Source organism: Streptomyces sp. R-07 (genome assembly GCF_049913175.1).
Classification (GTDB): Bacteria; Actinomycetota; Actinomycetes; order Streptomycetales; family Streptomycetaceae; genus Streptomyces.
Map to the genome: position 1 here is coordinate 5709555 of NZ_CP183978.1, position 26233 is coordinate 5735787.

Consider the following 26233-nt stretch of genomic DNA (forward strand, 5'->3'; position numbering starts at 1 on the left):
CGCGTTCAACTAACGCTCCTGCTGATGGTTCGGACCGAGGTGGTGGCTACCCGTGGTCGAGTTGCCGGCCTGGCGGCCCTGCTGGATACCGCGGCGCAGATTGGTGAGCCGCCCGCGGACGTCGTCGGGTGCACGCGAGACCTGGGGGCCGGCCGTGTGGGCCTGCTCCTGGGCGGTCCCGGGTACGAGGTTGGCCTTCGGCACACGGCGCGGAAGGCCGGAGGTGGTGACGCCGCCGGCCGCGGGCTTGCGCACCCGCTCCGCCTGGCGCACCAGCTCGTCGTTGGGCGAGGTCCGCCAGGCGGCCCCGCCGTTCTGGCGGCCGTCGGCGGCCGGGTCACCGGCCGGACGGGGCGCCGGAGCGGACGGCTGCGACACGACCGGGGTCTGCGTCGTCTGCGTCAGGTCCGCCTGGTAGCCCTGCTGCTCCTGCTGCGACCAGTTGTTCTCCAGCGAGTCGTACAGCGGAGTACGACCGTCGCCCGCACCACCGGCCGGGGGCAGGGCCTCCGGACGGCGAGGCTGCTGGAGCTGCGGCTGCTGCGGCTCGGCCGGGCGCGGGGCGCCGAAGTCGTTGCCGCCCCGCTGACGCGGCGCCGGGGGCTGGGCCTGCGGGGCCTGCTGCTGCGCCTGCGGTACGAAGGGCTGCCGGCCGAACTGCTGCTGCTGGCCGCCCTGGTACGCCTGGGGCTGCTGCGCCTGCGGCTGCTGCTGCTGGCCGCCGAAGTCCGGGCGCGGGAACTGGCCCGTGGAGCCGGGACCCTGCGGGGCACCGAAGTCGGGGCGCGGGAACTGCGCCGTGGACGCCGGGTCCTGCATTCCGCCCTGGTAGGACTGCGGGGCCTGCTGCTGCGGGACCTGCTGGTGCCGGCCCTGCTGTCCCCCTGGGCCCTGCGGCCCGGGAGGTGCCCCCAGCGGGGCGCCGAAGTCCGGGCGCGGGAACTGGCCCGTGGAACCGGGACCCTGCGGAGCCGCCGGCCCGCCGAACAGGCTCGCCGCGTCCGGCTCCTCGTGACCGCGCGGGGCGTCCAGCGGGGACATCTCCTGCTGCGGGCGCCGGACCGGCTGCTGCTGCGGGTCGTTGCCCCAGCTCGCGGCCTGCGGGCGCTGCTGCTGCGGGTTGCCGCCGGGCAGCTCGGCACGCGGGAACTCGTACCCGCCCTGCTGGTTGCCCTGCTGAGGCTGCTGCTGCGCACCGGGTCCGGCCTGCGGGCCGGACTGGTTGCCCCACACGTCCGTACGGGACGGGATGGCGCTCGCGGCGCCGCCGATGAGGCCGCCGCCGGGGCCCGGACGCAGCGCGTCGGGCGACTGGGGAGCCTGCGGGGCCTGGGGGATCTGCGGCAGCTGGCCGGTCTGCTCCAGCTGCGCGTTCTGCGGCTGCGGGGTGCGGGACTGCGGCGCGCCCTGCGGGCCGCCGGCGAGCGGGGCACCGTCACGGGCGGGCAGCGCGGCCCGGGGACCGCTCGTACCGACCTGACCGCGCGCGGCGCCGGCGCCGAGGCGGCCGGCCGCCGAGGACGGGGCACCGCCCTGGCCCGGACGTCCGCCGCCGGGGCCGCCGGCCGCGCCGGGGCCGCCGGGGGAGACGACCGCCGGGGGCGGAGGCACCCTGCGGCATCGCACCCTGGCCGCCCGCGCCCGGCTTGGGCATCGGAGGCTTCTTGCCGCCCTGGGCGACGTCGACGGGGAGCATGACGAGCGCGGTGGTGCCGCCCGAGTCGGACGGGCGCAGCTGGATCCGGATGCCGTGTCGCAGGGACAGGCGGCCGACCACGAACAGACCCATGCGGCGGGAGACCGAGACGTCCACGGTGGGCGGCGAGGCGAGCCGCTCGTTGATCGCGGCGAGGTCCTCGGGGGAGAGGCCGATGCCGGTGTCGTGGATCTCGACGAGCACGCGGCCGTCGGGAAGCGCGTGACCGGTGACCCGGACCTTGGTCTGCGGGGAGGAGAACGAGGTGGCGTTCTCGAGCAGCTCGGCGAGGAGGTGGACGAGGTCGTTGACGACCCGGCCGGCGACCTCGGTCGCCGGGACCGCGGCCAGTTCGATGCGCTCGTACTGCTCCACCTCGGAGGCGGCGGCACGCAGGACGTCGACCAGCGGGACCGGGCGGGTCCAGCGACGGCCCGGCTCCTCGCCGGCGAGGACGAGGAGGTTCTCGCCGTTCCGGCGCATACGGGTCGCGAGGTGGTCGAGCTTGAAGAGCGAGGAGAGCTGGTCCGGGTCGGCCTCGCGGGACTCCAGCTCGGAGATGAGCGAGAGCTGACGCTGGATGAGGCCCTGGGAACGGCGCGAGAGGTTGGTGAACATCGCGTTGACGTTGCCCCGGAGGAGGGCCTGCTCGGCGGCGAGGCGGACGGCCTCGCGGTGCACGTCGTCGAAGGCCGCGGCCACCTGGCCGATCTCGTCCCGGGAGTGCACACCGACGGACTCGACGGAGGTGTCGACGTCCTGCGGGTCGGACTCGGAGAGCTGCTTGACGAGCTCGGGCAGACGGTCCTGGGCGACCTTGGTCGCGGTGTCCTGGAGCCGGCGCAGCGAGCGGATCATGGACCGGGCCACGACGAAGGCGCCGATGAGCGAGACGCCGAGGACGAGGAGGATCAGCGCACCGTTGATGATGGCGTCGCGCTGCGACTCCTGCTTCAGCTCACGGGCCATCGTCTCCATGTCACCGAGCAGACCTCGCTCGATGCGGTTCATGGCGGCGATCTTGGTGCTGTACTCGTCGGTGAAGTTCAGGTGGCCGCGACGGGCGCCCTCGGGCATCGCGTCGTCCGAGTTGAGCACGCGCTCGGCGTACTTGTTGGCCGCGTTGATCGACGGGTCGCCGCTGTTCAGGGACTCGGTCCGCTCGGCGGCGTCACCGCCGGTCGACTCGTAGATCGCCTGGAAGGACTTGAGCTCGACGCCCTCACTGTTGAGGGCGGCCTCGCCGTAGAGGCGGTCACCCTGCTGGAGCCGGCCGGCGGTGCGGTCGCTCGGGGGGAGCGCGGCCGCGATGATCGCCTGCTGGATGGAGGCGTACTCCTTGGCGGACGAGAACGCGGCGAGCGCGCGGGTCCGCTTGATCATCTCGGGGTTGCTGGTCGCCTGCGCCATGTCCTGCGACAGGCTGAGCAGCGAGCGGATGAGGCGGCTGTACGCCTCGACCGTCACCGAGTGCGAGACGTCCTTCTCGTAGGCGCTGCCCCGGATGGAGTGGAGCTCGGTGACCTGCGAGGCGATCTGGCTGACGTTCTGGCGGATGCTGCGCAGCGCCTCGTCGCCCTCGGTGGCCGGGATGTCCTCGGTGGCGTCGAGGAAGGCCTTGTACTCGCGGTCCGTCTTCCGGCGGGGGTTGGCGACCTGGTAGTCGCTGACCGGGCGGCCGTTGGCCAGCGGGCCGGCGGACAGGTCGCGCTCGGCCTGCAGGGCCTGCGCGAGGTCCGTCGCCTCTCGGGTCAGCTTGGTGAGCAGCTGCATGTGGTCGAGCTGCTCCATGTCCTGGAGCGAGTCGCTGATGCGGATGCCGCCCAGGGTGGTCGCCGCGACCACGGGGAGGGTGAGGAGCGCGACGAGGCGCGTGGAGATGCGCCAGTTGCGCAGGGCTATTCGCGGGCCGACCTCGTTCTCGGCCCGGCCCTTGGGGGGTGCGGCGGACGGCTCGGCGGACGCGGCCGCGGCGCTCTTGCGCCTGCCGCCGTCACCGCCTTCGCCGGACGGTCCCTGGCCCTGGTTCGGGGTGTGCGAGGCCGAGGGACCGCGGTCGGTCCCGGCACGCGGTTCCTGCTCCGCCGGAGCATCCGCTCGGCCCTGGCGGGCCTGGGGAGACCCCGAGCCATCCCTCTTGAAACGTCCCTGCACTAGCGTCGCAACCTCTGGACCAGGCGTCCTTCCGGGTGAACGGAGAGGACGGTGTCGGTGTCGATCGGGGTGCGTGGAGCACCCCAGGTGGTCGTCGGTGACCGGCGCAGTTCCCCCTTCCCCGCCACTCGGCCGGCGCTGCGTTGCGCCCCCTGCGTGCCGGCTTGAAACCCGCGGCGGTGCGTGGAATTCCAGCACAGTGCCGGATCTCCAACAAGGGCCGCGTGTTGTGGCGTGAGGGGTATGACAACGTGTGCACGAAGTGTCACCCCATGTAGAAGATGATCAGGGAGGTTTCGGGCTTATCCCCTCGAATGGTCCGGCATCCCCGTGTGTCCCAGTCGACATGATCAGGAGCGGAATAGCTCATTCAGTGGCGGAATGTCCCTTTCCGTGCCGTCCGGCGACGGTCCGTAATGCCCGGAATGTATCGCGTGTGGTGAGCAAACTCACACGCGGATCGATGTCTCAGCCATGCATTCGAAGGGAATTGCATGTTTAGCCTGACGCTTTACACCCCTTCGCGCCCGTACGGGCGCCCGTCCCGGAACAAGGTCTGATCACCGCGATGAAGACGACGACGCTCCGCACCACGGCCAACCCCCGCCGATCCACCCTCGTCCACCTCTCGGACGCCGCAGAGCTCGGCCGGGGCGCCCAGCCGGAGTACGCGGTCGAGCTGCCCGGCAACACGGCCAACCCGCGCCGCACCGTCCTGATGCAGGCCCCGGCCCCCTACGAGCCCCAGCCGTTCGCCACCGCGTCCCGCTGACCCGACCGGGACCACGCCCGCGTCACGCTCGTCATCGCCCCCGGTGATATCGCCGGTCGGCCACCCCCTCGCCGCGTTAGCCTGGAGCGTCAGACTCCAGCCAGTACCAAGTGAGGGGCGACAGCACTCGTGCGCATCGCCAGATTCTCCATCGACGGCAATGTGGCCTTCGGCGCCGTCGAGGGCGAGGGAACCGTCGAGTCCGGCGGCCTCGTCCTCGACATCATCAAGGGCATCCCGTACACCGACTTCGAGCTCAGCGGCACCAAGGTTCCGCTGAGCAAGGTACGGCTCCTGCCGCCCGTGCTCCCCAACAAGGTCGTGGCCATCGGCCGCAACTACGCCGAGCACGCCGCCGAACTCGGCAACGAGGTCCCCGACGTCCCCGTCGCCTTCTTCAAGCCCACCACCTCGGTGATCGGCCCCGGCGACGCCATCGAGTACCCCTCCTTCTCCAACGAGCTGCACCACGAGGCCGAACTGGCCGTGGTCATCGGCCGCATGTGCCGCGAGGTGCCCCGCGAGCGCGTGAAGGACGTCATCTTCGGCTACACCTGCGCCAACGACGTCACCGCCCGCGACGCCCAGCAGCGCGAGAAGCAGTGGGCCCGGGCCAAGGGCTTCGACACCTCCTGCCCGCTGGGCCCCTGGGTGGAGACCGACCTCGACCCGAGCGACCTGACCATCCAGGCCACGGTCAACGGCGAACAGCGCCAGCTGGGTCGGACGAGCGACATGATCCGCTCCATCGAGGACCTGGTCGTCCACATCACCGAGGCCATGACGCTGCTCCCCGGCGACGTCATCCTCACCGGCACCCCCGCCGGGGTCGGCCCCCTCAACGTCGGCGACGAGGTCGCCGTCACCATCGAAGGCATCGGCACTCTCACCAATAAGGTGATCAAGCGTGGCTAACGCGAACATCCGCGTCCGTTTCTGTCCCTCGCCGACCGGCAACCCCCACGTGGGCCTGGTCCGCACCGCTCTCTTCAACTGGGCCTTCGCCCGGCACAACGAGGGCACCATGGTCTTCCGCATCGAGGACACCGACGCTGCGCGCGACTCCGAGGAGTCGTACAACCAGCTCCTCGACTCGCTGAAGTGGCTCGGCCTCGACTGGGACGAGGGCCCGGAGATCGGCGGCCCGCACGCGCCGTACCGCCAGTCGCAGCGGATGGACATCTACAAGGACGTCGCCGAGAAGCTGCTCACCCACGGGTACGCGTACCGCTGCTACTGCACCACCGAGGAGCTCGACGAGCGCCGCGAGGCCGCCCGCGCCGCCGGCCGCCCCTCCGGCTACGACGGCCACTGCCGCGACCTCACCCTGGAGCAGAAGTCGGCGTACGAGGCCGAGGGCCGCGCGGCGATCGTCCGCTTCCGGATGCCCGACGAGCCGATCACCTTCACCGACCTGGTCCGCGGCGAGCTCACCTTCACCCCGGAGAACGTGCCGGACTACGGCATCCTCCGGGCCAACGGCGCCCCGCTGTACACCCTGGTCAACCCGGTCGACGACGCCCTGATGGAGATCACCCACGTCCTGCGCGGCGAGGACCTGCTCTCCTCCACCCCGCGCCAGGTCGCGCTCTACAAGGCGCTGATCGAGCTGGGCGTCGCCAAGGAGATCCCCTCCTTCGGCCACCTGCCGTACGTGATGGGCGAGGGCAACAAGAAGCTCTCCAAGCGCGACCCGCAGGCCTCCCTCAACCTCTACCGGGAGCGCGGCTTCCTCCCCGAGGGCCTGCTGAACTACCTGTCGCTCCTCGGCTGGTCCTTCTCGGCCGACCAGGACATCTTCACCATCCCCGAGATGGTGAAGAAGTTCGACATCGCCGACGTCAACGCCAACCCGGCGCGCTTCGACCTCAAGAAGGCCGAGTCGATCAACGCCGACCACATCCGCATGCTGGACGTGAAGGCCTTCGCCGAGGCCTGCGAGCCCTGGCTGAAGGCCCCGCACGCCAACTGGGCGCCCGAGGACTTCGACCGCGCCGCCTGGGAGGCCATCGCGCCGCACGCCCAGACCCGTGTGACGGTCCTCTCGGACATCACGGCCAACGTCGACTTCCTCTTCCTGGCCGAGCCGGTCTTCGACCAGCCCTCCTGGGACAAGGCGATGAAGGGCGAGCCCGCCGCGCTGCTCACCACGGCCCGCGAGAAGCTCGTCGACGCCGACTGGAGCGACCCGGAGTCCCTGAAGAACGCGGTCCTCGCCGCCGGCGAGGCCCACGGCCTCAAGCTCGGCAAGGCGCAGGCCCCGGTCCGCGTCGCCGTCACCGGCCGCACGATCGGCCTGCCGCTCTTCGAGTCCCTGGAGATCCTGGGCAAGGAGAAGACGCTGGCCCGCATCGACGCGGCCCTGGCGAAGCTCGCCGCCTAGGCGACACCCGTACGCACCGGAGGGCGGTGGCCGCAGACGGCCGCCGCCCTCCGGCGTACCCGGAAAACCCCGGCCCCCGCCCGCGTCCGGCGAGTACCGTGGCCCCATGGTCATCCGGGCCGTCCTCTGGGACGTCGACGACACCCTCTTCGACTACGCCACGGCCGACACGGTCGGCATGCGTGACCACCTCGCGGCGGAGGGGCTGCTCGACGGCTTCGGTTCGGCGGAGGCGGCCCTGGACCGGTGGCGGGAGCTCACCGCGCTCCACTGGCGCCGCTTCGAGGCCGGCGGGGTCGACTTCCGGGAGCAGCGCAGGGAGCGGGTCCGGGACTTCCTGGGCGAGCCCGCGCTGACCGGTATCGAGGCCGACGCCTGGTTCGAGCGGTACCTCGCGCACTACGAGGCGGCCTGGGAGCTCTTCCCCGACGCGCTGCCCGTCCTCGACCTCCTGGCCCGTGACTACCGTCACGGGATCCTGTCGAACTCCAGCATCCACAACCAGGACCGCAAGCTCCGGCTCCTGGGGGTACGGGACCGGTTCGAGGCCGTGCTGTGCGCCGCCGAGCTCGGCTTCGCCAAGCCGGCGCCGGAGGCCTTCCACGCGGCCTGCACCGCCCTCGGCCTGCCCCCGCACCAGGTGGCGTACGTGGGGGACCAGCCCGACATCGACGCCCGCGGCGCCCTGGAGGCGGGACTGCGGGGCATCTGGCTGGACCGGGCCGGAACCGGCGGCCGGCCCGAGCTGAAGCGGATCACGGACCTCCACCAGCTCCCCGCGCTGCTCAGCGGGGATACCCGTTTTGGAGCACCGTCCACCTTCGGGTAATGTTCTTTCTGCGCCGAGGGGAACAAGCCGAAAGGCAAGAACCCGGAAAGCGCAAGCCGAGCAAGATCCTCCCTGGTGGGGACGTTGCCCCGGTGGCCTATGGTGTAATTGGCAGCACGACGGTTTCTGGTTCCGTTAGTCTTGGTTCGAGTCCAGGTAGGCCAGCTCGCAGAGCTCATCTGCACATGTACGCGGATCTCATCCGCAAAGCCCCCGTTGTGTAGCGGCCTAGCACGCCGCCCTCTCAAGGCGGTAGCGCCGGTTCGAATCCGGTCGGGGGTACAGATCCTTCCCGCGGGATCACTTGGGTAGCTCCCAGTGGTATCGATGCAGGATCGCTAGGGCCCCCGTTGTGTAGCGGCCTAGCACGCCGCCCTCTCAAGGCGGTAGCGCCGGTTCGAATCCGGTCGGGGGTACGGTGTAACCACCATGGCCTATGGTGTAATTGGCAACACTACGGTTTCTGGTACCGTCATTCTTGGTTCGAGTCCAGGTAGGCCAGCTCGCAGAGCTCATCTGCACCCGCGGATCTGATCCGCAAAGGCCCCCGTTGTGTAGCGGCCTAGCACGCCGCCCTCTCAAGGCGGTAGCGCCGGTTCGAATCCGGTCGGGGGTACAAGACGAAGAAGCCCTTCCCTTCGGGGGAGGGCTTCTTCGCTGTTCGGCGCCCGGCCCTTTTCCGAAGGTGACGCGCACAACTCCGGCCCACCGCTGCGGCGTTGGAGCGGTGGGCCGGGACGAACAGAGGGAAGCGGAGCGTCAGCCGTTGCGGCGGAGCGCCTCGGAGAGACGGGCGGCGGCGTCGATGACGGCCTGGGCGTGCATACGGCCCGGGTGGCGCGTCAGACGCTCGATCGGACCCGAGACCGACACGGCGGCCACCACGCGGTTCGAGGGGCCGCGTACGGGCGCGGATACGGACGCCACGCCCGGCTCCCGCTCGCCGATCGACTGGGCCCAGCCGCGGCGCCGTACGCCCGAGAGGGCCGTCGCCGTGAAGCGGGCGCCCTGAAGGCCGCGGTGGAGCCGCTCGGGCTCCTCCCAGGCCATCAGGATCTGCGCGGACGAGCCGGCCTTCATGGTCAGCGTCGAGCCGACCGGGACCGTGTCCCGCAGGCCCGAGAGCCGCTCGGCCGCCGCCACGCAGATGCGCATGTCGCCCTGCCGGCGGTAGAGCTGGGCGCTCTCGCCGGTGACATCGCGCAGATGCGTCAGAACCGGGCCCGCGGTCGCGAGCAGGCGGTCCTCGCCGGCCGCGGCGGCGAGCTCCGCCAGGCGCGGTCCGAGGATGAACCGGCCCTGCATGTCACGCGCCACCATCCGGTGGTGTTCCAGTGCCACGGCCAGTCGGTGTGCCGTGGGTCGTGCGAGTCCCGTCGCCGCGACCAGTCCTGCGAGGGTGGCCGGACCGGACTCCAGGGCGCTCAGGACAAGGGCTGCCTTGTCGAGAACGCCTACGCCGCTAGAGTTGTCCATGCAACGATATTCGCGTCTCACTCTGTGAAACGCAAGTTCAATTTTTCTCGGAACCTGTGACCCTGGTGTTGCGGCCGCACAACGGCCCGCGAAACGGGTCTCTAGTTGTGCCGGCGTAGACGTCGGCCGGAGGGAAAGCGATGGGTAGGACACTCGCGGAGAAGGTCTGGGACGACCATGTCGTCCGGCGCGCCGAGGGCGAGCCCGACCTCCTCTTCATCGATCTGCACCTGCTGCACGAGGTGACCAGCCCCCAGGCCTTCGACGGCCTGCGCCAGAACGGCCGGCAGGTGCGGCGCCTCGACCTCACCATCGCCACCGAGGACCACAACACCCCGACCCTCGACATCGACAAGCCGATCGCCGACCCCGTCTCCCGCGCCCAGCTGGAGACCCTCCGCAAGAACTGTGCCGAGTTCGGCGTCCGGCTGCACCCGCTGGGCGACGTCGAGCAGGGCGTCGTCCACGTCGTGGGACCGCAGCTGGGCCTGACCCAGCCCGGCACCACCGTGGTCTGCGGCGACTCGCACACCTCCACGCACGGCGCCTTCGGCGCGCTGGCGTTCGGCATCGGCACCAGCCAGGTCGAGCACGTGCTCGCCACCCAGACGCTGCCGCTGGCCCGCCCCAAGACCATGGCCATCACGGTCGACGGCGAGCTGCCCGAGGACGTCACCGCCAAGGACCTGATCCTGGCGATCATCGCGAAGATCGGCACCGGCGGCGGCCAGGGTTACATCCTGGAGTACCGCGGCTCCGCCATCGAGAAGCTCTCGATGGAGGCCCGGATGACCATCTGCAACATGTCGATCGAGGCCGGCGCCCGCGCGGGCATGATCGCCCCCGACGAGACCACCTTCGCCTACCTGCGGGGCCGCGCCCACGCCCCCGAGGGCGAGGACTGGGACGCCGCCGTCGCGTACTGGAAGACCCTGAAGTCCGACGAGGACGCGGTCTTCGACGCCGAGGTCGTCATCGACGGGCCCTCGCTGGCTCCGTTCGTCACCTGGGGCACCAACCCCGGCCAGGGCGCGCCGCTTTCGGCGAGCGTCCCCGACCCGGCTTCGTACGAAGACGCTTCGGAGCGCCTGGCCGCCGAAAAGGCCCTGGAGTACATGGGGTTGACCGCCGGGCAGCCGCTGCGCGACATCAAGGTCGACACCGTCTTCGTAGGCTCCTGCACCAACGGCCGCATCGAGGACCTGCGCAACGCCGCCGCCCTGCTGGAGGGCCGCAAGGTCGCCGACGGCGTCCGCATGCTGGTCGTCCCCGGCTCGGTCCGGGTCGCCCTGCAGGCCGTCGAGGAGGGCCTGGACAAGGTCTTCAAGGAGGCCGGCGCCGAATGGCGGCACGCGGGCTGCTCGATGTGCCTGGGCATGAACCCCGACCAACTGGCCCCCGGCGAGCGCTCCGCGTCCACCTCCAACCGCAACTTCGAAGGCCGGCAGGGCAAGGGCGGCCGGACGCACCTGGTCTCCCCCCAGGTCGCCGCCGCCACCGCCGTCCTGGGCCACCTGGCCTCCCCGGCCGACCTGTCCGACGTCGCCACCACCGCGGGGGTCTGAGGAACCATGGAAGCTTTCACCACGCACACCGGCCGGGCCGTCCCGCTGCGCCGCAGCAACGTCGACACCGACCAGATCATCCCGGCGCACTGGCTCAAGAAGGTCACCCGCGACGGCTTCGAGGACGGCCTCTTCGAGGCCTGGCGCAAGGACTCCGAGTTCGTCCTCAACCGCCCCGAGCGTCAGGGCGCCTCCGTCCTGGTCGCCGGCCCCGACTTCGGCACCGGCTCCTCCCGTGAGCACGCCGTCTGGGCGCTCCAGAACTACGGCTTCCAGGCGGTCATCTCCGCCCGCTTCGCCGACATCTTCCGCGGCAACTCGCTGAAGAACGGGCTGCTGACCGTCGTCCTCCCGCAGGAGACGGTGGACGCCCTCTGGGAGCTGACCGAGGCCGACCCGACCGCCGAGATCACCGTCGACCTGGAGGCCCGCAAGGTCCTGGCCGCCGGGATCGACGCCGACTTCGAGCTCGACGAGAACGCCCGCTGGCGTCTGCTGAACGGTCTCGACGACATCAGCCTCACCCTTCAGAACGAAGCCGACATCGCGGCCTACGAGGCGGCTCGACCGGCCTTCAAGCCCCGTACAATTACGGTCTGAGCAGCGCTTTTCCAAGACTGCGCCCCCCACCTTCCGGTGGGGGGCGCAGTCGCTTGTTGAGACCCTGTCGGGCGACAACTCGCCCTAGATGGCACAATCGGTGCATGGAACGCGACAGCCAACTCGAGCTCTACGAGGCAGTCGCCGCCCGATTGAAGGAAGCGCACACAAGAGTGCGCTCACTGCAAGTCCCGGAGGGCGTAAGGATGGCGCTGTCCCGGAAGCTGCTGGTCGTCACGGCAGCGGCGAAGCACGATCTCAAGGACGCGGCAACGCGTCTCGACCGGTTGATGAAGGACCTCGACGAGGGCCGATTCCCAGAGGACGACTGACACCAGGAACTCCGCAACGGGACTTCTGCGTTGCGGCACTAGGGTGATTAGACCGTTTCGTGTTTGATTTGCGGTATATACATGCCTAACGTGCGAAAAAGCTTGAACACTTTCGTTCTGGCAATGTCTCCGAAGGGGAAGACGTGAACAAGGCGCAGCTCGTAGAAGCGATTGCCGACAAGATGGGCGGTCGTCAGCAGGCCGCCGAAGCCGTCGACCACGTGCTCGACGCCATCGTGCGTGCCGTGGTGGCCGGTGACCGGGTCTCGGTCACGGGTTTCGGCTCGTTCGAGAAGGTCGACCGGCCGGCCCGCTACGCCCGCAACCCGCAGACGGGTGAGCGAGTCCGCGTGAAGAAGACCTCCGTCCCGCGCTTCCGTGCAGGTCAGGGCTTCAAGGACCTGGTCAGCGGCTCGAAGAAGCTCCCCAAGGGCGGCGAGGTCTCCGTCAAGAAGGCCCCCAAGGGCAGCCTGACCGGCGGCGCCTCCGCGACCGTCAAGAAGGCCGCAGCCAAGAAGGCCACCACCGCCAAGAAGGCCGCCGCGAAGAAGGCGACCCCGGCGAAGAAGGTCACGGCGGCGGCCGCCAAGAAGGCGACCCCGGCGAAGAAGGCCACCACCGCGGCCGCCAAGAAGGCGACGCCCGCGAAGAAGGCCACCACGGCCGCGGCGAAGAAGACCTCCGCCGCCGCCAAGAAGACCACCACGGCCGCCGCGAAGAAGGCGACCAAGGCCACGGCCAAGAAGACCGCGCCGGCCGCGAAGAAGGCCACGGCGACGAAGGCGCCGGCCAAGAAGACGACGGCGCGCAAGACCACCGCCAAGAAGACCGCCGCCAAGAAGTAGGACGCGCGGTACCGACCCGCCGGGCCGGGCTCCCCCCGGGGAGCCCGGCCCGCGGCGTGTCTCAGAAGGTCTGCAGCGTCACCAGCGTGATCCGGAGTCCGGCGCCCGAGGTGCCGGGCTCGGTCTCGATCCGCACCCGCTGCCCCGGCCGCAGCAGCCGCAGCCCGCCGGCCTCGAAGGCCTCCGCCCCGAACTCCACGGGGGTGCCGTCGTCGAGCAGCACGCTGCCGCTGCGGGTCTCGGAGTCGTACGTGAACGCGGTCGCCTGCATGGACCGCAGCCTATCCGGCCGCCGCCGGCCACCGGGCGGCCGTCCGCGGACCGAGCCCCAGCGCGAGGGCCGCCGCCAGATCCTCCCCGGTGTCCACGTCCCGGCGTACGGAATCCACCCCGGCGAGCCGGATTTCCACCGCCCCCGAAGACAAATGCCGCAGCCTCGACGCACCCCCGAATGCCGGTTCCAATTCCACCCCCGGAGCCGCCGAGAGGAATGTCGTACCGATTTCGGCGGCATCCGCGAGAAATGCCCGCGGAAAATTGCCGGCCGCGTCCAGGACCCGGGTCAGCTCCGCGGGCCGCAGCGCCGGAAGGTCCGCGTTCAGCGCCGCCACGCGCGCGTGCGGCCGCCCGGCCCGCACGGCACGGGCCCCGTGCGCGAGCGCCGCGTTCAGCCCCGCCGCCGGAGAGTCCGGCACGATCCGCGCGCCCAGGGCCGCGAGGGCCGCCCCGGCGGCGGGATCGTCCGTGACGACGGCCACATCGCGCACCCGCGCGCAGTTCAGGACCGCCCCCACGGTGTCCTCGGCGAACGCGAGCGCGAGCCGGGGGCGCAGCAGCGCTCCCGCCCCCGCGGCCAGTCTGCTCTTCGCCAGGGCAAGTCGCTTCAGGGGTATGACCAGGGACCAGCCGTCGTCGGCGTCGGTGTTCATCGCGGCCCATTCTGTCCCGCCCACGCGGTCCACCGGAGGGCCCGGGGCGTACGGTGTCACTCGACAGAGCAGGAGCATGGGGCGACACTTGACCCCCTGCCAGCCAGTCCCGGAGAAAGGTGTCCGAGTGCCCCGCCGCAGAATCGGCTTCTGGTACCGCCTCGCGGCGGTCATCGCCAAACCCCCCCTGGTGGTTCTGTTCAAGCGGGACTGGCGCGGCATGGAGCACATTCCGGCCGACGGCGGATTCATCACCGCGGTCAACCACAACTCCTACCTGGACCCCCTGTCCTACGCGCACTACCAGTACAACACCGGTCGCGTCCCGCGCCTTCTCGCCAAGGCGGGCCTCTTCAAGGCCCCCTTCGTCGGCATGATGCTCCGCGGCACCGGACAGATCCCCGTCTACCGCGAGACGACCAACGCGCTGGACGCCTTCCGCGCCGCCGTCGACGCCATCGAGCGGGGCGAGTGCGTCGCCTTCTACCCCGAGGGCACCCTCACCCGCGACCCCGACATGTGGCCCATGGCGGGCAAGACCGGAGCAGCGCGCGTCGCGCTGATGACCCAGGCACCCGTCATCCCGGTGGCCCAGTGGGGCGCCAACCTCGCGATGCCGCCGTACGCCAAGGAGAACAAGCTCCGCCTGTTCCCCCGCAAGACGCTGACCGTGCAGGCCGGCCCGCCCGTCGACCTCTCCCGCTTCCACGGTCTGGAGCCGACGCCCGAGGTGCTCCGCGAGGCCACCGAGGTCATCATGGCCGCCATCACCGCCCTCCTGGAGGAGGTCCGCGGCGAGAAGGCGCCCGCCCAGCCGTACGACCACCGCAAGGCCCGCCTGGAGCAGCGGCGCAGGGCCGCCGAGGAGGGCGCCAAGTGACCAGGGCAGCCGTCTTCGGCAACGGATCCTGGGGCACCGCCTTCGCCATGGTGCTCGCCGACGCGGGCTGCGAGGTGAGCCTCTGGGGCCGCCGCGCCGAACTCGCCAAGGAGATCAACACCACCCGGGTCAACCCCGACTACCTGCCGGGCGTCGAACTCCCGCAGGGCATCACGGCCACCGCGGACCCCGCAGAGGCCGCCGCGGACGCCGACTTCACCGTCCTCGTCGTCCCCTCCCAGACCCTGCGCGGCAACCTCGCCGCCTGGCAGCCGGTGCTCGCCCCGGACACCGTGCTCGTCTCCCTCATGAAGGGCGTCGAACTCGGCACCGCCAAGCGGATGAGCGAGGTCATCACCGAGGTCGCCGACGTCCCCGCCGACCGCGTGGCCGTCCTCACCGGCCCCAACCTGGCCAAGGAGATCGCCGCCCGGCAGCCCGCCGCCGCCGTCGTCGCCTGCTCCGACGAGACGGTCGCCCAGCGCCTCCAGACCGCCTGCATGACCCCGTACTTCCGCCCGTACACCAACACCGACGTGGTGGGCTGCGAGCTCGGCGGCGCCGTGAAGAACGTCATCGGCCTCGCCGTCGGCATCGCCAACGGCATGGGCCTGGGCGACAACTCCAAGGCCACGCTCATCACCCGCGGCCTCGCCGAGACCACCCGCCTCGGCCTCGCCATGGGCGCCGACCCGCTCACCTTCTCCGGCCTCGCGGGCCTCGGCGACCTCGTCGCCACCTGCTCCTCGCCGCTCTCCCGGAACAACACCTTCGGCACCAACCTCGGCCGCGGGATGACCCTCCAGGAGACCATCGCGGCCACCAAGCAGACCGCCGAGGGCGTCAAGTCCTGCGAGTCCGTGCTCGATCTGGGCCGCCGCCACGGCGTCGACATGCCCATCACCGAGACCGTCGTCTCGATCGTCCACGACGGCAAGCCGCCGGTCGTCGCGCTCAAGGAACTGATGTCCCGCTCGGCCAAGCCCGAACGCCGCTGAACCGTCGGTGAAGCCACCGCTGCGCCGTACGCGCGCGGGTGCAGCGGGGCGCTCAGGAGTTCGGGAGCCGCAAGGTACGCTCATCGCGATATGAGCGAGAACACCCAGAGCCCCCGCAAGCCGCGCGTGGCCGTCGTCTTCGGCGGCCGCAGCTCCGAGCACGCCATCTCCGTCGTCACGGCGGGCGCCGTCCTGAGCGCCATCGACCGGGACAAGTACGACGTGCTGCCCATCGGCATCACGACGGACGGACGCTGGGCGCTCACCGCCGACGCCCCCGAGCGGATGGCCATCGCCGACCGCGCCCTGCCGAACGTCGCCGACCTGGCCGAGTCCGGGGAGGGCGGCGTCGTCCTCTCCGTCGACCCCGCCAACCGCGAGGTCGTCCTCACCGAGCCCGGCAACGTGCCCAGGGCCCTCGGCGAGGTCGACGTGGTCTTCCCGATGCTCCACGGCCCGTACGGCGAGGACGGCACCCTCCAGGGCCTCCTGGAGCTCTCCGGCGTCCCCTACGTCGGCGCGGGCGTCCTCGCCTCCGCCGTCGGCCAGGACAAGGAGTACATGAAGCGGGTCTTCGTCTCCTTCGGCCTGCCCGTCGGCCCGTACGAGGTCATCCGGCCGCGCGAGTGGGAGCAGAACCCCGCCGCCGCACGCAAGAAGATCGTCGAGTTCGCCGCCGAGCACGGCTGGCCGCTCTTCGTGAAGCCGGCCCGCGGCGGCTCCTCCATGGGCATCACCAAGGTCGACGACCTCTCCGGCCTGGACGAGGCCATCGAGGAGGCCCGCCGCCACGACCCCAAGATCCTCGTCGAGTCGCTGCTGCGCGGCCGCGAGATCGAGTGCGGCGTCCTGGAGTTCGAGGACGGCCCGCGCGCCAGCGTCCCGGCCGAGATCCCGCCGGTCACGAACCACGACTTCTACGACTTCGAGGCCAAGTACATCGACTCGGCCTCCGGCATCGTGCCCGCCCCCATCGGGGACGAGGCCACCGCCGAGGTCCAGCGCCTCGCCGTCGCCGCCTACGAGGCCGTGTCCTGCGAGGGCCTGGTCCGCGCCGACTTCTTCCTCACCGAGGAAGGCGACTTCGTCATCAACGAGATCAACACCATGCCGGGCTTCACGCCCATCTCCATGTACCCGCGCATGTGGCAGGAGAGCGGCGTGAGCTACCCGGAGCTCGTCGACCGGCTCATCCAGGCCGCGCTGACCCGCTCCACGGGCCTGCGCTAGCCGAACCGAGGCCCTGGGCGCCGGGGTGCGGTCACCCGCACTCCGGCTCCAGGGCGCACGGAACGGCCCGCCCCACGGGTCCCGCGAGATCCGTGAGCGGGCCGGCGTCGTGCGCGTACCGCGCGTCCAGCGTCACCTCGACGTACGTCTTCCGGTACACCGAGGTGAAACGGGGACCGTCGCCCTCGCGCTGCTCCAGCATCCAGCGCACGCCGTTCACGGAGACGCCCTGCGCCTTCGGGTCGCTCATCTTTTCGGGCCGGGGGACCCCGCAGCGCAGTACGATCGCACCGTCACCCCACCCGGCGGTCAACTCGGAGCCGGGCTCCGGGTCACTCCGTCCCAGACCGGCCACGGTGTCCGGAAGCTCCTTCGCCAGGGCCTGGCAGAGGGCCGCCTCCTTCGCCGGCGGACTGGGAACCACGACGGACGCCGCGGCGTCCGGCGAGGAGCAGCCGGCGACGGCCGACAGCAGGACGGCGGCCGCGACGGCGGCGGGCAGGCCGAAGGGCCGGTGGGAAGACGTCACCGGCCAAGCGTAGACGGGGGCTACAGATGAACGACCGGGCAGGTGAGGGTGCGCGTGATGCCGTCCACTTGCTGGACCTTGGCAACCACCATGCGGCCCAGCTCGTCGACGGTGTCCGCCTGCGCGCGCACGATCACGTCGTACGGACCGGTCACGTCTTCGGCCTGGATCACCCCCTGGATCTTGGAGATGGTGTCGGCGACGGTCGACGCCTTGCCCACCTCGGTCTGGATGAGGATGTACGCCTGAACCACGGAACCTCCAGGGCGACCACGAGGATCTTGTGGGAGAAAGGGACGCCACGGTACCGCGTCGCCGCGGGCCACGGGGAGACCCGCGCGTCCGGAGGCGCTCGGGGTGTGGCGTACGCAGGACAGAAGTTGACGGTCTACTTGACGGTACCCAGCACGGTGACGGCCCGCGACCCGCGGCGCGCACAGACGCGTCCCCGCCCGCCGGCCGGCACGAAGACACGAGGTGAGGCGCGGTGAAGGGCACAGTCGGAGAGCTGGGCGAGTTCGGGCTCATCAGGGAGCTCACGTCCCGGCTCACCTCCACCCCGGCGGTACGGATCGGGCCCGGCGACGACGCCGCGGTCGTCTCCGCGCCCGACCGGCGCGTGGTGGCCAGCACGGACATCCTCCTCGAAGGACGTCACTTCCGCCGCGACTGGTCGACGGCGTACGACGTCGGCCGCAAGGCCGCCGCGCAGAACCTCGCCGACATCGCCGCCATGGGCGCGGTCCCCACCGCGCTCCTCCTCGGCCTCGTCGTCCCCGCCGAACTCCCCGTCACCTGGCCCACAGAAATGATGGACGGCCTGCGCGACGAATGTCAGGTCGCGGGCGCCGCCGTGGTCGGCGGCGACGTCGTCCGCGGCGACACGATCATGGTCTCCATCACCGCCCTCGGCGACCTCCGCAACCACGACCCGGTCACCCGGGGCGGCGCCCAGCCCGGCGACGTCGTCGCCTACACCGGCTGGCTCGGCTGGTCCGCCGCCGGATACGCGGTCCTCTCCCGGGGCTTCCGCTCCCCGCGCGCCTTCGTCGAGGCCCACCGCAGGCCCGAGCCGCCGTACCACGCGGGCCCGGCCGCCGCCGGTCTCGGCGCCACCGCCATGTGCGACGTCAGCGACGGCCTCATCGCCGACCTCGGGCACATCGCCGAGGCCAGCAAGGTCCGCATCGACCTGCGCTCCGGACTCATCGACATCCCCACGCAGATGAACGACATCGGCCAGGCCGTCGGCGTCGACCCCATGCAGTGGGTGCTCACCGGGGGAGAGGACCACGCCATCGTGGCCACCTTCCCGCCGGACGTGAAGCTCCCCGCCCGCTGGAAGGTCATCGGCGAGGTCCTCAACCCCTCGGCGCTGCCGCAGGTCACCGTGGACGGCGCGCCCTGGCACAGCGTGGGCGGCTGGGACCACTTCGGAGAGACGGAGTGAATCCGCCGCTCGTCCTCACCGTCGCCGGATCCGACTCCGGCGGCGGCGCGGGCATCCAGGCCGACCTGAAGACGATGCTCGCGCTGGGCGTCCACGGCATGAGCGTGCTCACCGCCGTCACCGCTCAGAACTCGCGGGGCGTCCAGGGCGTCTGGGAGCTCCCCACGGAGGCCGTACGCGCCCAGTACCGGGCCGTCGTCGACGACATCGGCGTCCAGGCCGTGAAGACCGGCATGCTGGCCTCCGCCGCACTCGTGGAGACCGTCGCCGAGCTCCTCGCGGACACCGGGGCCCCCGTCGTCGTCGACCCGGTCGGCGTCTCCAAGCACGGCGACCCGCTCCTCGCCGAGACCGCGCTCGACTCCGTACGCCGCAGGCTGCTGCCCCGGGCGACCGTCGCCACCCCGAACCTGGACGAGGTGACGCAGCTCACCGGCGTGCGCGTCGCCGACGAGAGCGACATGCGGCCGGCCGCCGAGGCCGTCCTGTCGTACGGGCCGCGCTGGGTCCTGATCAAGGGCGGGCACCTGCCCGGCGGCCAGGAGGCCGTGGACCTGCTCACGGACGGCACCGAGGAGCACTGGCTGCGTGCCCCGCGCCACGACAACCGGCACACCCACGGCACGGGCTGCACGCTCGCCTCGGCGGTCGCCTCAGGGCTCGCCAAGGGCCTGGCGGTGCCGGAGGCGGTGCGGCAGGCGAAGGAGTACGTCACGGGGGCCCTAGCCGCCGGATTCGCGCTGGGCTCGGGCATCGGCCCGGTCGACCACGGCTGGCGCTTCCGCGCCTAGGGAGGGCCTAGCGGTTTCCGGGCAAGGCAAAAGGCCGGTTCACCTAGGTGAACCGGCCTTTCAAGGCAACCGCAGGGGCTGCGCTACGACAGAACACGCGTCGCAATTAGCGCGAGACCTTGCCGGCCTTGATGCACGAGGTGCAGACGTTGAGCCGCTTCGGCGTCCGACCGACCACGGCACGCACGCGCTGGATGTTCGGGTTCCAGCGACGGGACGTACGGCGGTGCGAGTGCGAAATGTTGTTGCCGAAGCCCGGCCCCTTGCCGCAGACGTCGCAGTTGGCAGCCACGGGTCACTCCAAAGACTTCAGAATTACAGTGAAATCCGGCGCACCGGAATCAGGAGTCTGAAGTGGCTTGCCGGGGGATGGCCCGGTTTGAACCGGGCAACCGAAGCAGCATACAACGCCTGTCTCGGTGGAACGAAACTACCATGGTCTCCGCGGACCTCGCCCCGGGCCCCGGTCACGAGCGGGTGCCCCCCGGTCTACCCTGCGGTGAGCTCACCGCCGAAGGAGGACCCCCCGTTGTCGCGAGCCGTTCAGCCTGACGAGGAGCTCGTCGAGCTCGACGCCGAAGCGGTCCGGACCTGGTGCGCGAGGGCCCTCGACGCCCTCGGACGGGAGCGCGAGGAGATCGACGCGATCAACGTCTACCCGGTCGCGGACGGGGACACCGGCACCAACCTGTACCTGACTGCCGAGGCCGCCCACCAGGCCGTCGAAGCCGTCTTCGCCGCCTCCGAGCCCGACACCGCCGAGACCGTACGGGCCATGGCGCACGGCGCCCTCCTCGGCGCCCGGGGCAACTCCGGCACCATCCTCGCCCAGCTCCTGCGCGGCATGGCCGCCGTCCTCGCCGGGGGACGTGACGGTGATCACCTCGCCCGCGCCCTGGCCGAGGCCTCCGCCGCCGCGCGGCAGGCCGTCGCCCACCCCGTCGAGGGCACCGTCCTCACCGTGGCCGCGGCCGCCGCGGCCGGCTGCGCGGGCGGCGGCACCCTCGCGGACGTGGCCGTACGGGCCCACGAGGGCGCCAGGACCGCCCTGGAGGCGACCCCCGGTCAACTGGACGTGCTCGCCCGCGCCGGGGTCGTGGACGCCGGAGGACGCGGCCTGGTCGCCGTCCTCGGCGCGCTCGTCGAGACCGTGAGCGGCCGCGCGCCCGACCGCGAGGAGGACGCGACGGGCGCGACGGGCGGCGTACGGGTGCTGGGGGACGTACGGGCCGTCCCGGCCGCCACCGGAACCTGCGACGGCCAGGCCGGGCCCGCCTACGAGGTGATCTACCTCCTGGAGGCCCAGGACGCGGCCGTGGACCTGCTGCGGGCCCGCCTCGACGCCCTCGGCGACTCCCTCGTCGTCGTCGGCGGCGACGGGCTGTGGAACGTCCACGTCCACGTCGACGACGCGGGCGCCGCCGTCGAGGCCGGCGTCGAGGCCGGCCGCCCCCACCGCATCCGCGTCACCCACTTCGCGGCCGACGCGGCGGCCGGCACCGGACGCGGGGAACGCGCCCAGCGCGCCGTCGTCGCCGTCGTCCCCGGCGAGGGCCTCGCCGGACTCTGCGCCGAGGCAGGCGCGACCACGGTCCGCAGCAGGCCCGGCGAACCCCCCGCCGGCGACGAACTCGTCGAGGCGATCCGGCGGGCGCACGCGCGCGAGGTCGTCCTCCTGCCCAACGACACCGACCTGCGCCAGACCGCGGCCGCCGCGGCCGAACGTGCCAGGGCCGAGGGCATCCGCGTCGCCCTCATCCCCACCCGGGCCGCCGTCCAGGGCATCGCCGCCCTAGCCGTCCACGAACCCGACCGGCGCTTCGACGAGGACGTCGTCGCCATGACCGCCGCCGCCGGAGCCACCCGCTACGCCGAACTCGCCGTCGCCGAACGCCAGTCCTTCACCTCGGCCGGCGTCTGCCAGGCCGGCGACATCCTCGGCCTCATCGAGGGCGACGTCGCCGTCATCGGCAAGGACCTGACCGAGACCGCCCGCACCGTCCTGGACCGCATGCTCTCGGCCGGCGGCGAACTCGTCACCCTCGTCGTCGCCGACGACACCCCGCCCGGGCTCGCCCCCGACCTCGAACGCCACGTCCGGCGCGGCTACCTGGCCGTCGACACCACCACGTACCACGCGGGCGCGGGGGCCCCGCCGCTGCTCATCGGGGTGGAATAGGTCCCGTTCCCGAGGGTTGTCCACAGCCTTCGGCACGACTGTCGGTCCGGTGGTCTTCAATGGAAGGCGTGCCCGCGCTCGACGAACCACTCAGCAAGAAGTCCCTCGGCCCCGCCACCGCCAAGGTCCTGGCCGAGGCGCTCGACCTGCACACGGTCGGGGACCTGCTCCACCACTACCCCCGCCGGTACGCCGAGCGCGGGGAGCTGACCACGCTCGCCGACCTGCCGCTCGACGAGCACGTCACGGTGGTCGCGCAGGTCGCCGACGCCCGCGTGCTGACCTTCAACGGCTCCAAGGGGCGCGGCCAGCGCCTCGAAGTGACCATCACCGACGGCAGCGGCCGCCTCCAGCTGGTCTTCTTCGGCAAGGGCGTGCACAAGCCGCACCACGACCTGCTGCCCGGCACCCGCGCGATGTTCGCCGGCAAGGTCTCCCTCTTCAACCGGCGCCTCCAGCTCGCCCACCCCTCCTACGAACTCCTCCGCGGCGACAGCGAGGAGGCGGTCGACACCTGGGCCGGCGCCCTCATCCCGATCTATCCCGCCACCACCAAGATGGAGTCCTGGAAGATCGCCAAGGCCGTCGACGCCGTCCTGCCCAGCGCCGGTGACGCCGTCGACCCGCTGCCGCCCGCCCTGCGCGAGGGCCGCGGCCTCGCCGAGCTGCCCGACGCCCTGCGGATGATCCACCGGCCCCGTACCAAGGCGGACATCGCCGACGCCCGCGAGCGGCTCAAGTGGGACGAGGCCTTCGTCCTCCAGGTCGCCCTCGCCCGCCGCCGCCACGCCGACACCCAACTGCCCGCCGTCGCCCGCCGACCTGCCCCCGGCGGCATCCTCGACGCCTTCGACGCCAAGCTGCCCTTCACTCTCACCGACGGCCAGACGAAGGTCTCGAAGGAGATCTTCGACGACCTCGCCACCGAACACCCCATGCACCGCCTCCTCCAGGGCGAGGTCGGCTCCGGCAAGACCATGGTCGCGCTGCGCGCCATGCTCGCCGTCGTCGACTCCGGCGGGCAGGCCGCCATGCTCGCCCCCACCGAGGTCCTCGCCCAGCAGCACCACCGCTCCGTCACCGAGATGATGGGCGAGCTCGCCGAGGGCGGCATGCTCGGCGGCGCCGAGCGCGCCACCAAGGTCGTCCTGCTCACCGGCTCCATGGGCACCGCCGCCCGCCGGCAGGCCCTGCTCGACCTGGTCACCGGCGAGGCGGGCATCGTCATCGGCACGCACGCGCTGATCGAGGACAAGGTCCAGTTCCACGACCTCGGCCTGGTCGTCGTCGACGAGCAGCACCGCTTCGGCGTCGAGCAGCGCGACGCGCTCAGGAGCAAGGGCAAGCAGCCGCCCCACCTGCTCGTGATGACCGCCACCCCCATCCCGCGGACCGTCGCCATGACCGTCTTCGGCGACCTGGAGACCTCCGTCCTCGACCAGCTGCCCGCCGGCCGCTCGCCGATCGCCAGCCATGTCGTCCCCGCCGCCGACAAGCCGCACTTCCTCGCGCGCGCCTGGGAGCGGGTCCGCGAGGAGGTCGGGAACGGGCACCAGGCGTACGTCGTCTGCCCCCGCATCGGCGACGAGGAGGACCAGAAGAAGAAGTCCAAGGCGTCCCCCGAGGACGAGGCCGAGAAGCGCCCGCCGCTCGCCGTCCTCGACGTCGCCGAGAAGCTCCGCACCGGCCCCCTCGCCGGCCTGCGGATCGCCGTCCTGCACGGCCGCATGCACCCCGACGACAAGGACGACGTCATGCGCCGCTTCGCCGCCGGCGAGCTCGACGTCCTCGTCGCCACCACCGTCATCGAGGTCGGCGTCAACGTGCCCAACGCCACCGCCATGGTGATCATGGACGCCGACCGCTTCGGCGTCTCCCAGCTGCACCAGCTCCGCGGCCGCGTCGGCCGCGGATCCGCCCCCGGCCTCTGCCTGCTCGTCAGCGAGATGCCCGAGGCGAGCCCCGCCCGGCAGCGGCTGAACGCCGTCGCCACCACCCTCGACGGCTTCGAGCTCTCCCGCATCGACCTCGAACAGCGCCGAGAGGGAGACGTCCTCGGCCAGGCCCAGTCCGGCGTCCGCTCCTCCCTGCGGGTGCTCGCCGTCATCGAGGACGAGGAGGTCATCGCCGCCGCCCGCGAGGAGGCGACCGCCCTCGTCCTCGAAGACCCCGGCCTCACCGCCCACCCGGGCCTGCGCACCGCGCTCGACGCCCTCCTCAGCGAGGAGCGGGAGGAGTACCTGGAGAAGGGCTGAGCGCCCGGCCGCGGCCATATCCTGGGACGTACGCATTGGACGACGCAGGACGAGGACACCGATGACCCGCGTGATCGCCGGCAGTGCCGGCGGACGGCGCCTGGCCGTGCCCCCCGGCAACGGCACCCGCCCCACCTCCGACCGGGCGCGGGAGGGCCTCTTCTCCACCTGGGAGGCGTTCCACGGCCTGACCGGGGCCCGGGTCGCCGACCTGTACGCGGGCTCCGGCGCCGTCGGCCTGGAGGCGCTCTCCCGGGGAGCCGTCCACGCCCTCCTCGTCGAGGCCGAGCCCCGCGCCGCGAAGACGATCCGGGACAACGTCCGGTCGATCGGCCTGCCCGGCGCCGAACTCCGCACCGGCAGGGCCGAGCAGATCGTCACGGGACCGGCCCCGGCCGACCCGTACGACCTGGTCTTCCTCGACCCGCCCTACGCGGTCTCGGACGACGATCTCCGCGAGATTCTCCTCACACTGCGCTCAGGGGGCTGGCTGAGCGAGGATGCCCTCGTCACCGTGGAGCGCAGCACCCGAGGCGGGGAGTTCGGCTGGCCGGCCGGCTTCGAGGCCCTGCGGTCCCGTCGCTACGGCGAGGGAACGTTTTGGTACGGTCGCGCCGCCTCTACGTGCGAAGACGCACGATGACCGGACCGGAGAGCGAGGGACCCAAGTTGCGCCGCGCCGTCTGTCCGGGGTCATTCGACCCCATCACCAACGGACATCTCGACATCATCGCCCGAGCCTCCAAGCTGTACGACGTCGTGCACGTCGCGGTGATGATCAACCAGTCGAAGAAGGGCCTCTTCACGGTCGACGAGCGGATCGAGCTGATCCGCGAGGTCACCGCCGACTTCGGCAACGTCGAGGTGGAGTCCTTCCACGGACTGCTCGTCGACTTCTGCAAGCAGCGCGACATCCCCGCGATCGTCAAGGGTCTGCGGGCGGTCAGCGACTTCGACTACGAGCTGCAGATGGCCCAGATGAACAACGGCCTCACGGGCGTGGAGACCCTGTTCGTCCCCACCAACCCGACGTACAGCTTCCTCTCCTCCTCGCTGGTCAAGGAGGTCGCCGCCTGGGGCGGCGACGTCTCCCACCTGGTCCCGCCGACGGTCCTCCCGCGGCTGACCGAGCGGCTCGCGCAGAAGTGACGCGCGGCCACCGCCGCTGACGCTCCGTCACCTGGTGTCGGACGGGCGCCGACTGCCCTTACAGTCGTCCCGTCCGTCTCCATCCAGCTGTAGAGAGTGGCGAGCACCAGGTGGACGTGCAGAAGAAGCTCGACGAGATCGTCGCGACCGTGCAGGGCGCCCGCTCCATGCCCATGTCGGCATCCTGCGTGGTCAACCGCGCCGAGCTGCTCGCCTTGCTCGAAGAGGTGCGGGAGGCCCTGCCCGGCTCCCTCGCCCAGGCCCAGGAACTCATCGGCGGCCGCGAGCAGATGGTCGAGCGGGCCCGCCAGGAGGCCGAGCGGATCATCGAGGCCGCCCACGCCGAGCGGGGCTCGATCGTCTCCGACACCCAGGTCGCCCGGGAGTCGCAGGACGAGGCCGACCGGATCCTCTCCGAGGCCCGCCGCGAGGCCGAGGAGGTACGGGCCGAGGCCGACGACTACGTCGACTCCAAGCTCGCCAACTTCGAGGTCGTCCTCAACAAGACCATCGGCTCCGTCGACCGCGGGCGCGAGAAGCTCCTCGGCCGCGGCCCGGGCCTCGACCAGGACGGCTACGCCGACGCTGACGCCCCCGAGTACAGCGCCGACCCGCAGACCCTGATCCAGCGGGCCGACGAGTACGTGGACGCCAAGCTGGGCGCCTTCGAGGCCGTCCTCAGCAAGACCCTGGAGGCCGTCGGGCGGGGCCGGCAGAAGCTCCACGGCCGGATCGCCAGCGACGACCTCGGCGAGCACATGGCCGCGCAGGACGGCCTCGGCGGCTCGGTGCACACCAGCGACGCGGACTACCTGGCCGGGCTCGCGGAGCTCTCCGACCCGGAGCCGGCGCAGCCGCAGGCCCAGATCCCGGCCCAGCAGCCCGACCCGTACGGCTACCAGCAGCCGCAGCAGGACCCCGCCTACGCGTACCAGCAGCAGAACGTCCAGCAGCAGGACGCCTACGGCTACCAGCAGCAGGACCCCTACGCGTACCAGGGGCAGTACGGCTACGAGCAGCAGCAGTACGCCCCCCAGGGCCAGGTCCAGGGTCAGGTCCAGCCCCACCAGCCGCAGCAGGCCGCCGCCCTCGACGAGACCAGCTTCTTCGACACGGGCATGATCGACCTGGAGCAGCTGCGCCGGTACGAACAGGGACAGTAAGGGGCACGGGGCCCGGATTGGGCCCTGA

At 71.6% G+C, this 26233-nt stretch carries 24 protein-coding genes, 5 tRNA genes and 1 pseudogene; 23 read left to right on the top strand and 7 right to left on the bottom strand.

Translation table 11 applies throughout. The features are described 5' to 3' along the window. Positions 1–9 precede the first annotated feature (9 nt). Positions 10–3850, bottom strand: a pseudogene (locus tag ACN9M0_RS26340) (sensor histidine kinase). Positions 3851–4418: 568 nt separating this feature from the next. Between ACN9M0_RS26340 and ACN9M0_RS26345 the strand changes: the two are divergent. The 9 genes from ACN9M0_RS26345 (at position 4419) to ACN9M0_RS26385 (ending at position 8450) form a co-directional block, all read left to right on the top strand. Next, positions 4419–4622 (top strand): hypothetical protein, encoded by a 204-nt coding sequence (locus tag ACN9M0_RS26345; protein WP_366035929.1) that lies wholly within the window; start codon positions 4419–4421, stop codon positions 4620–4622. A gap of 129 nt (positions 4623–4751) precedes the next feature. Continuing rightward, complete coding sequence (locus tag ACN9M0_RS26350; RefSeq protein WP_041131422.1) at positions 4752–5537, top strand: fumarylacetoacetate hydrolase family protein; 786 nt, start codon at positions 4752–4754, stop codon at positions 5535–5537. Further along, complete coding sequence (gene gltX, locus ACN9M0_RS26355) at positions 5530–7005, top strand: glutamate--tRNA ligase (protein WP_366035928.1); 1476 nt, start codon at positions 5530–5532, stop codon at positions 7003–7005. Before ACN9M0_RS26350 ends, gltX begins: the two co-directional genes overlap by 8 nt. A 106-nt stretch (positions 7006–7111) precedes the next feature. Continuing rightward, positions 7112–7834, top strand: a complete 723-nt coding sequence (locus ACN9M0_RS26360; RefSeq protein WP_426404319.1) for an HAD family hydrolase — start codon at positions 7112–7114, stop codon at positions 7832–7834. A gap of 93 nt (positions 7835–7927) precedes the next feature. Next, a tRNA-Gln gene (locus tag ACN9M0_RS26365) sits at positions 7928–7999 on the top strand. Between the two features lie 44 nt (positions 8000–8043). Then, a tRNA-Glu gene (locus tag ACN9M0_RS26370) sits at positions 8044–8116 on the top strand. Between the two features lie 61 nt (positions 8117–8177). Beyond that, positions 8178–8250, top strand: a tRNA-Glu gene (locus ACN9M0_RS26375). A 14-nt stretch (positions 8251–8264) separates the two neighbouring features. Beyond that, positions 8265–8336, top strand: a tRNA-Gln gene (locus tag ACN9M0_RS26380). 41 nt (positions 8337–8377) lie between these two features. Further along, positions 8378–8450, top strand: a tRNA-Glu gene (locus tag ACN9M0_RS26385). 143 nt (positions 8451–8593) lie between these two features. On the opposite strand, the gene ndgR is transcribed toward ACN9M0_RS26385, so the two are convergent. Next, the gene (gene ndgR / locus ACN9M0_RS26390; RefSeq protein ID WP_005311436.1) at positions 8594–9310 is read right to left on the bottom strand and encodes an IclR family transcriptional regulator NdgR; all 717 of its coding nucleotides are present in this window, start codon (positions 9308–9310) and stop codon (positions 8594–8596) included. Positions 9311–9450: 140 nt separating this feature from the next. Here ndgR and leuC point away from each other — a divergent pair, with 140 nt between their 5' ends. The 4 genes from leuC (at position 9451) to ACN9M0_RS26410 (ending at position 12652) form a co-directional block, all read left to right on the top strand. Further along, the gene (gene leuC / locus ACN9M0_RS26395; RefSeq protein ID WP_366035926.1) at positions 9451–10875 is read left to right on the top strand and encodes a 3-isopropylmalate dehydratase large subunit; all 1425 of its coding nucleotides are present in this window, start codon (positions 9451–9453) and stop codon (positions 10873–10875) included. A 6-nt stretch (positions 10876–10881) separates the two neighbouring features. Next, positions 10882–11475 (top strand): 3-isopropylmalate dehydratase small subunit, encoded by a 594-nt coding sequence (gene leuD, locus ACN9M0_RS26400; RefSeq protein WP_365225635.1) that lies wholly within the window; start codon positions 10882–10884, stop codon positions 11473–11475. A gap of 104 nt (positions 11476–11579) precedes the next feature. Continuing rightward, the gene (locus tag ACN9M0_RS26405) at positions 11580–11807 is read left to right on the top strand and encodes a hypothetical protein (RefSeq protein ID WP_015036430.1); all 228 of its coding nucleotides are present in this window, start codon (positions 11580–11582) and stop codon (positions 11805–11807) included. A gap of 143 nt (positions 11808–11950) precedes the next feature. Next, positions 11951–12652, top strand: coding sequence for an HU family DNA-binding protein (locus ACN9M0_RS26410; protein ID WP_366035925.1), 702 nt, complete (start codon positions 11951–11953; stop codon positions 12650–12652). Positions 12653–12713: 61 nt separating this feature from the next. Here ACN9M0_RS26410 and ACN9M0_RS26415 read toward each other — a convergent pair whose 3' ends face one another. Together ACN9M0_RS26415 and cofC are read right to left on the bottom strand one after the other, a co-directional pair. Continuing rightward, positions 12714–12923, bottom strand: coding sequence for a hypothetical protein (locus tag ACN9M0_RS26415; protein ID WP_366035924.1), 210 nt, complete (start codon positions 12921–12923; stop codon positions 12714–12716). A 10-nt stretch (positions 12924–12933) separates the two neighbouring features. After that, a complete protein-coding gene (gene cofC, locus ACN9M0_RS26420) occupies positions 12934–13581 on the bottom strand; it encodes a 2-phospho-L-lactate guanylyltransferase (RefSeq protein ID WP_399696001.1) in 648 nt (215 codons plus the stop codon). 127 nt (positions 13582–13708) lie between these two features. Between cofC and ACN9M0_RS26425 the strand changes: the two genes are divergently transcribed. The 3 genes from ACN9M0_RS26425 (at position 13709) to ACN9M0_RS26435 (ending at position 16689) form a co-directional block, all read left to right on the top strand. Continuing rightward, complete coding sequence (locus ACN9M0_RS26425) at positions 13709–14461, top strand: lysophospholipid acyltransferase family protein (RefSeq protein ID WP_366035922.1); 753 nt, start codon at positions 13709–13711, stop codon at positions 14459–14461. Further along, a complete protein-coding gene (locus tag ACN9M0_RS26430) occupies positions 14458–15459 on the top strand; it encodes an NAD(P)H-dependent glycerol-3-phosphate dehydrogenase (protein ID WP_366035921.1) in 1002 nt (333 codons plus the stop codon). Before ACN9M0_RS26425 ends, ACN9M0_RS26430 begins: the two co-directional genes overlap by 4 nt. A 90-nt stretch (positions 15460–15549) precedes the next feature. Then, positions 15550–16689, top strand: a complete 1140-nt coding sequence (locus tag ACN9M0_RS26435; protein ID WP_399696000.1) for a D-alanine--D-alanine ligase family protein — start codon at positions 15550–15552, stop codon at positions 16687–16689. A gap of 31 nt (positions 16690–16720) precedes the next feature. Here ACN9M0_RS26435 and ACN9M0_RS26440 read toward each other — a convergent pair whose 3' ends face one another. Both ACN9M0_RS26440 and ACN9M0_RS26445 read right to left on the bottom strand, forming a co-directional pair. Beyond that, on the bottom strand, positions 16721–17218 hold the full coding sequence (locus ACN9M0_RS26440; protein ID WP_366035919.1) for a DUF3515 domain-containing protein: 498 nt from the start codon (positions 17216–17218) through the stop codon (positions 16721–16723). A 20-nt stretch (positions 17219–17238) separates the two neighbouring features. Further along, the gene (locus ACN9M0_RS26445) at positions 17239–17472 is read right to left on the bottom strand and encodes an Lrp/AsnC ligand binding domain-containing protein (protein ID WP_328942344.1); all 234 of its coding nucleotides are present in this window, start codon (positions 17470–17472) and stop codon (positions 17239–17241) included. 233 nt (positions 17473–17705) lie between these two features. On the opposite strand from ACN9M0_RS26445, the gene ACN9M0_RS26450 reads away from it, so the two are divergent. Continuing rightward, positions 17706–18668 (top strand): thiamine-phosphate kinase, encoded by a 963-nt coding sequence (locus ACN9M0_RS26450; RefSeq protein WP_366035918.1) that lies wholly within the window; start codon positions 17706–17708, stop codon positions 18666–18668. After that, on the top strand, positions 18665–19459 hold the full coding sequence (thiD, locus tag ACN9M0_RS26455) for a bifunctional hydroxymethylpyrimidine kinase/phosphomethylpyrimidine kinase (RefSeq protein ID WP_426404320.1): 795 nt from the start codon (positions 18665–18667) through the stop codon (positions 19457–19459). Before ACN9M0_RS26450 ends, thiD begins: the two co-directional genes overlap by 4 nt. A 106-nt stretch (positions 19460–19565) precedes the next feature. Here the strand turns inward: thiD and rpmB are convergent, their stop codons facing one another. Continuing rightward, entirely contained in the window at positions 19566–19751 is a 186-nt protein-coding gene (rpmB, locus tag ACN9M0_RS26460; protein ID WP_003957616.1) for a 50S ribosomal protein L28, read from the bottom strand. Positions 19752–19988: 237 nt separating this feature from the next. Here rpmB and ACN9M0_RS26465 point away from each other — a divergent pair, with 237 nt between their 5' ends. The 5 genes from ACN9M0_RS26465 (at position 19989) to ACN9M0_RS26485 (ending at position 26205) form a co-directional block, all read left to right on the top strand. Then, positions 19989–21638 carry a DAK2 domain-containing protein gene (locus tag ACN9M0_RS26465; protein ID WP_399695998.1) on the top strand — a complete coding sequence of 550 codons (1650 nt, stop codon included), beginning with the start codon at positions 19989–19991 and terminating at the stop codon, positions 21636–21638. 59 nt (positions 21639–21697) lie between these two features. After that, the gene (gene recG / locus ACN9M0_RS26470) at positions 21698–23893 is read left to right on the top strand and encodes an ATP-dependent DNA helicase RecG (protein ID WP_366035915.1); all 2196 of its coding nucleotides are present in this window, start codon (positions 21698–21700) and stop codon (positions 23891–23893) included. Between the two features lie 61 nt (positions 23894–23954). Further along, entirely contained in the window at positions 23955–24536 is a 582-nt protein-coding gene (rsmD, locus tag ACN9M0_RS26475) for a 16S rRNA (guanine(966)-N(2))-methyltransferase RsmD (protein WP_366035914.1), read from the top strand. 26 nt (positions 24537–24562) lie between these two features. Next, entirely contained in the window at positions 24563–25042 is a 480-nt protein-coding gene (gene coaD, locus ACN9M0_RS26480) for a pantetheine-phosphate adenylyltransferase (protein WP_193384147.1), read from the top strand. Positions 25043–25152: 110 nt separating this feature from the next. Further along, a complete protein-coding gene (locus ACN9M0_RS26485; RefSeq protein ID WP_399695997.1) occupies positions 25153–26205 on the top strand; it encodes an ATP synthase F0 subunit B in 1053 nt (350 codons plus the stop codon). Positions 26206–26233: the final 28 nt, after the last annotated feature.

Coding starts and splice junctions, on each gene's coding strand:
- ACN9M0_RS26405 (WP_015036430.1), top strand. CDS start 11,580: ATGGAACGCGACAGCCAACTCGAGCTCTACGAGGCAGTCGCCGCCCGA.
- ACN9M0_RS26435 (WP_399696000.1), top strand. CDS start 15,550: ATGAGCGAGAACACCCAGAGCCCCCGCAAGCCGCGCGTGGCCGTCGTC.
- leuD (WP_365225635.1), top strand. CDS start 10,882: ATGGAAGCTTTCACCACGCACACCGGCCGGGCCGTCCCGCTGCGCCGC.
- ndgR (WP_005311436.1), bottom strand. CDS start 9,310: ATGGACAACTCTAGCGGCGTAGGCGTTCTCGACAAGGCAGCCCTTGTC.
- ACN9M0_RS26345 (WP_366035929.1), top strand. CDS start 4,419: ATGAAGACGACGACGCTCCGCACCACGGCCAACCCCCGCCGATCCACC.
- recG (WP_366035915.1), top strand. CDS start 21,698: ATGGAAGGCGTGCCCGCGCTCGACGAACCACTCAGCAAGAAGTCCCTC.
- ACN9M0_RS26415 (WP_366035924.1), bottom strand. CDS start 12,923: ATGCAGGCGACCGCGTTCACGTACGACTCCGAGACCCGCAGCGGCAGC.
- cofC (WP_399696001.1), bottom strand. CDS start 13,581: ATGAACACCGACGCCGACGACGGCTGGTCCCTGGTCATACCCCTGAAG.
- leuC (WP_366035926.1), top strand. CDS start 9,451: ATGGGTAGGACACTCGCGGAGAAGGTCTGGGACGACCATGTCGTCCGG.
- rsmD (WP_366035914.1), top strand. CDS start 23,955: ATGACCCGCGTGATCGCCGGCAGTGCCGGCGGACGGCGCCTGGCCGTG.
- ACN9M0_RS26360 (WP_426404319.1), top strand. CDS start 7,112: ATGGTCATCCGGGCCGTCCTCTGGGACGTCGACGACACCCTCTTCGAC.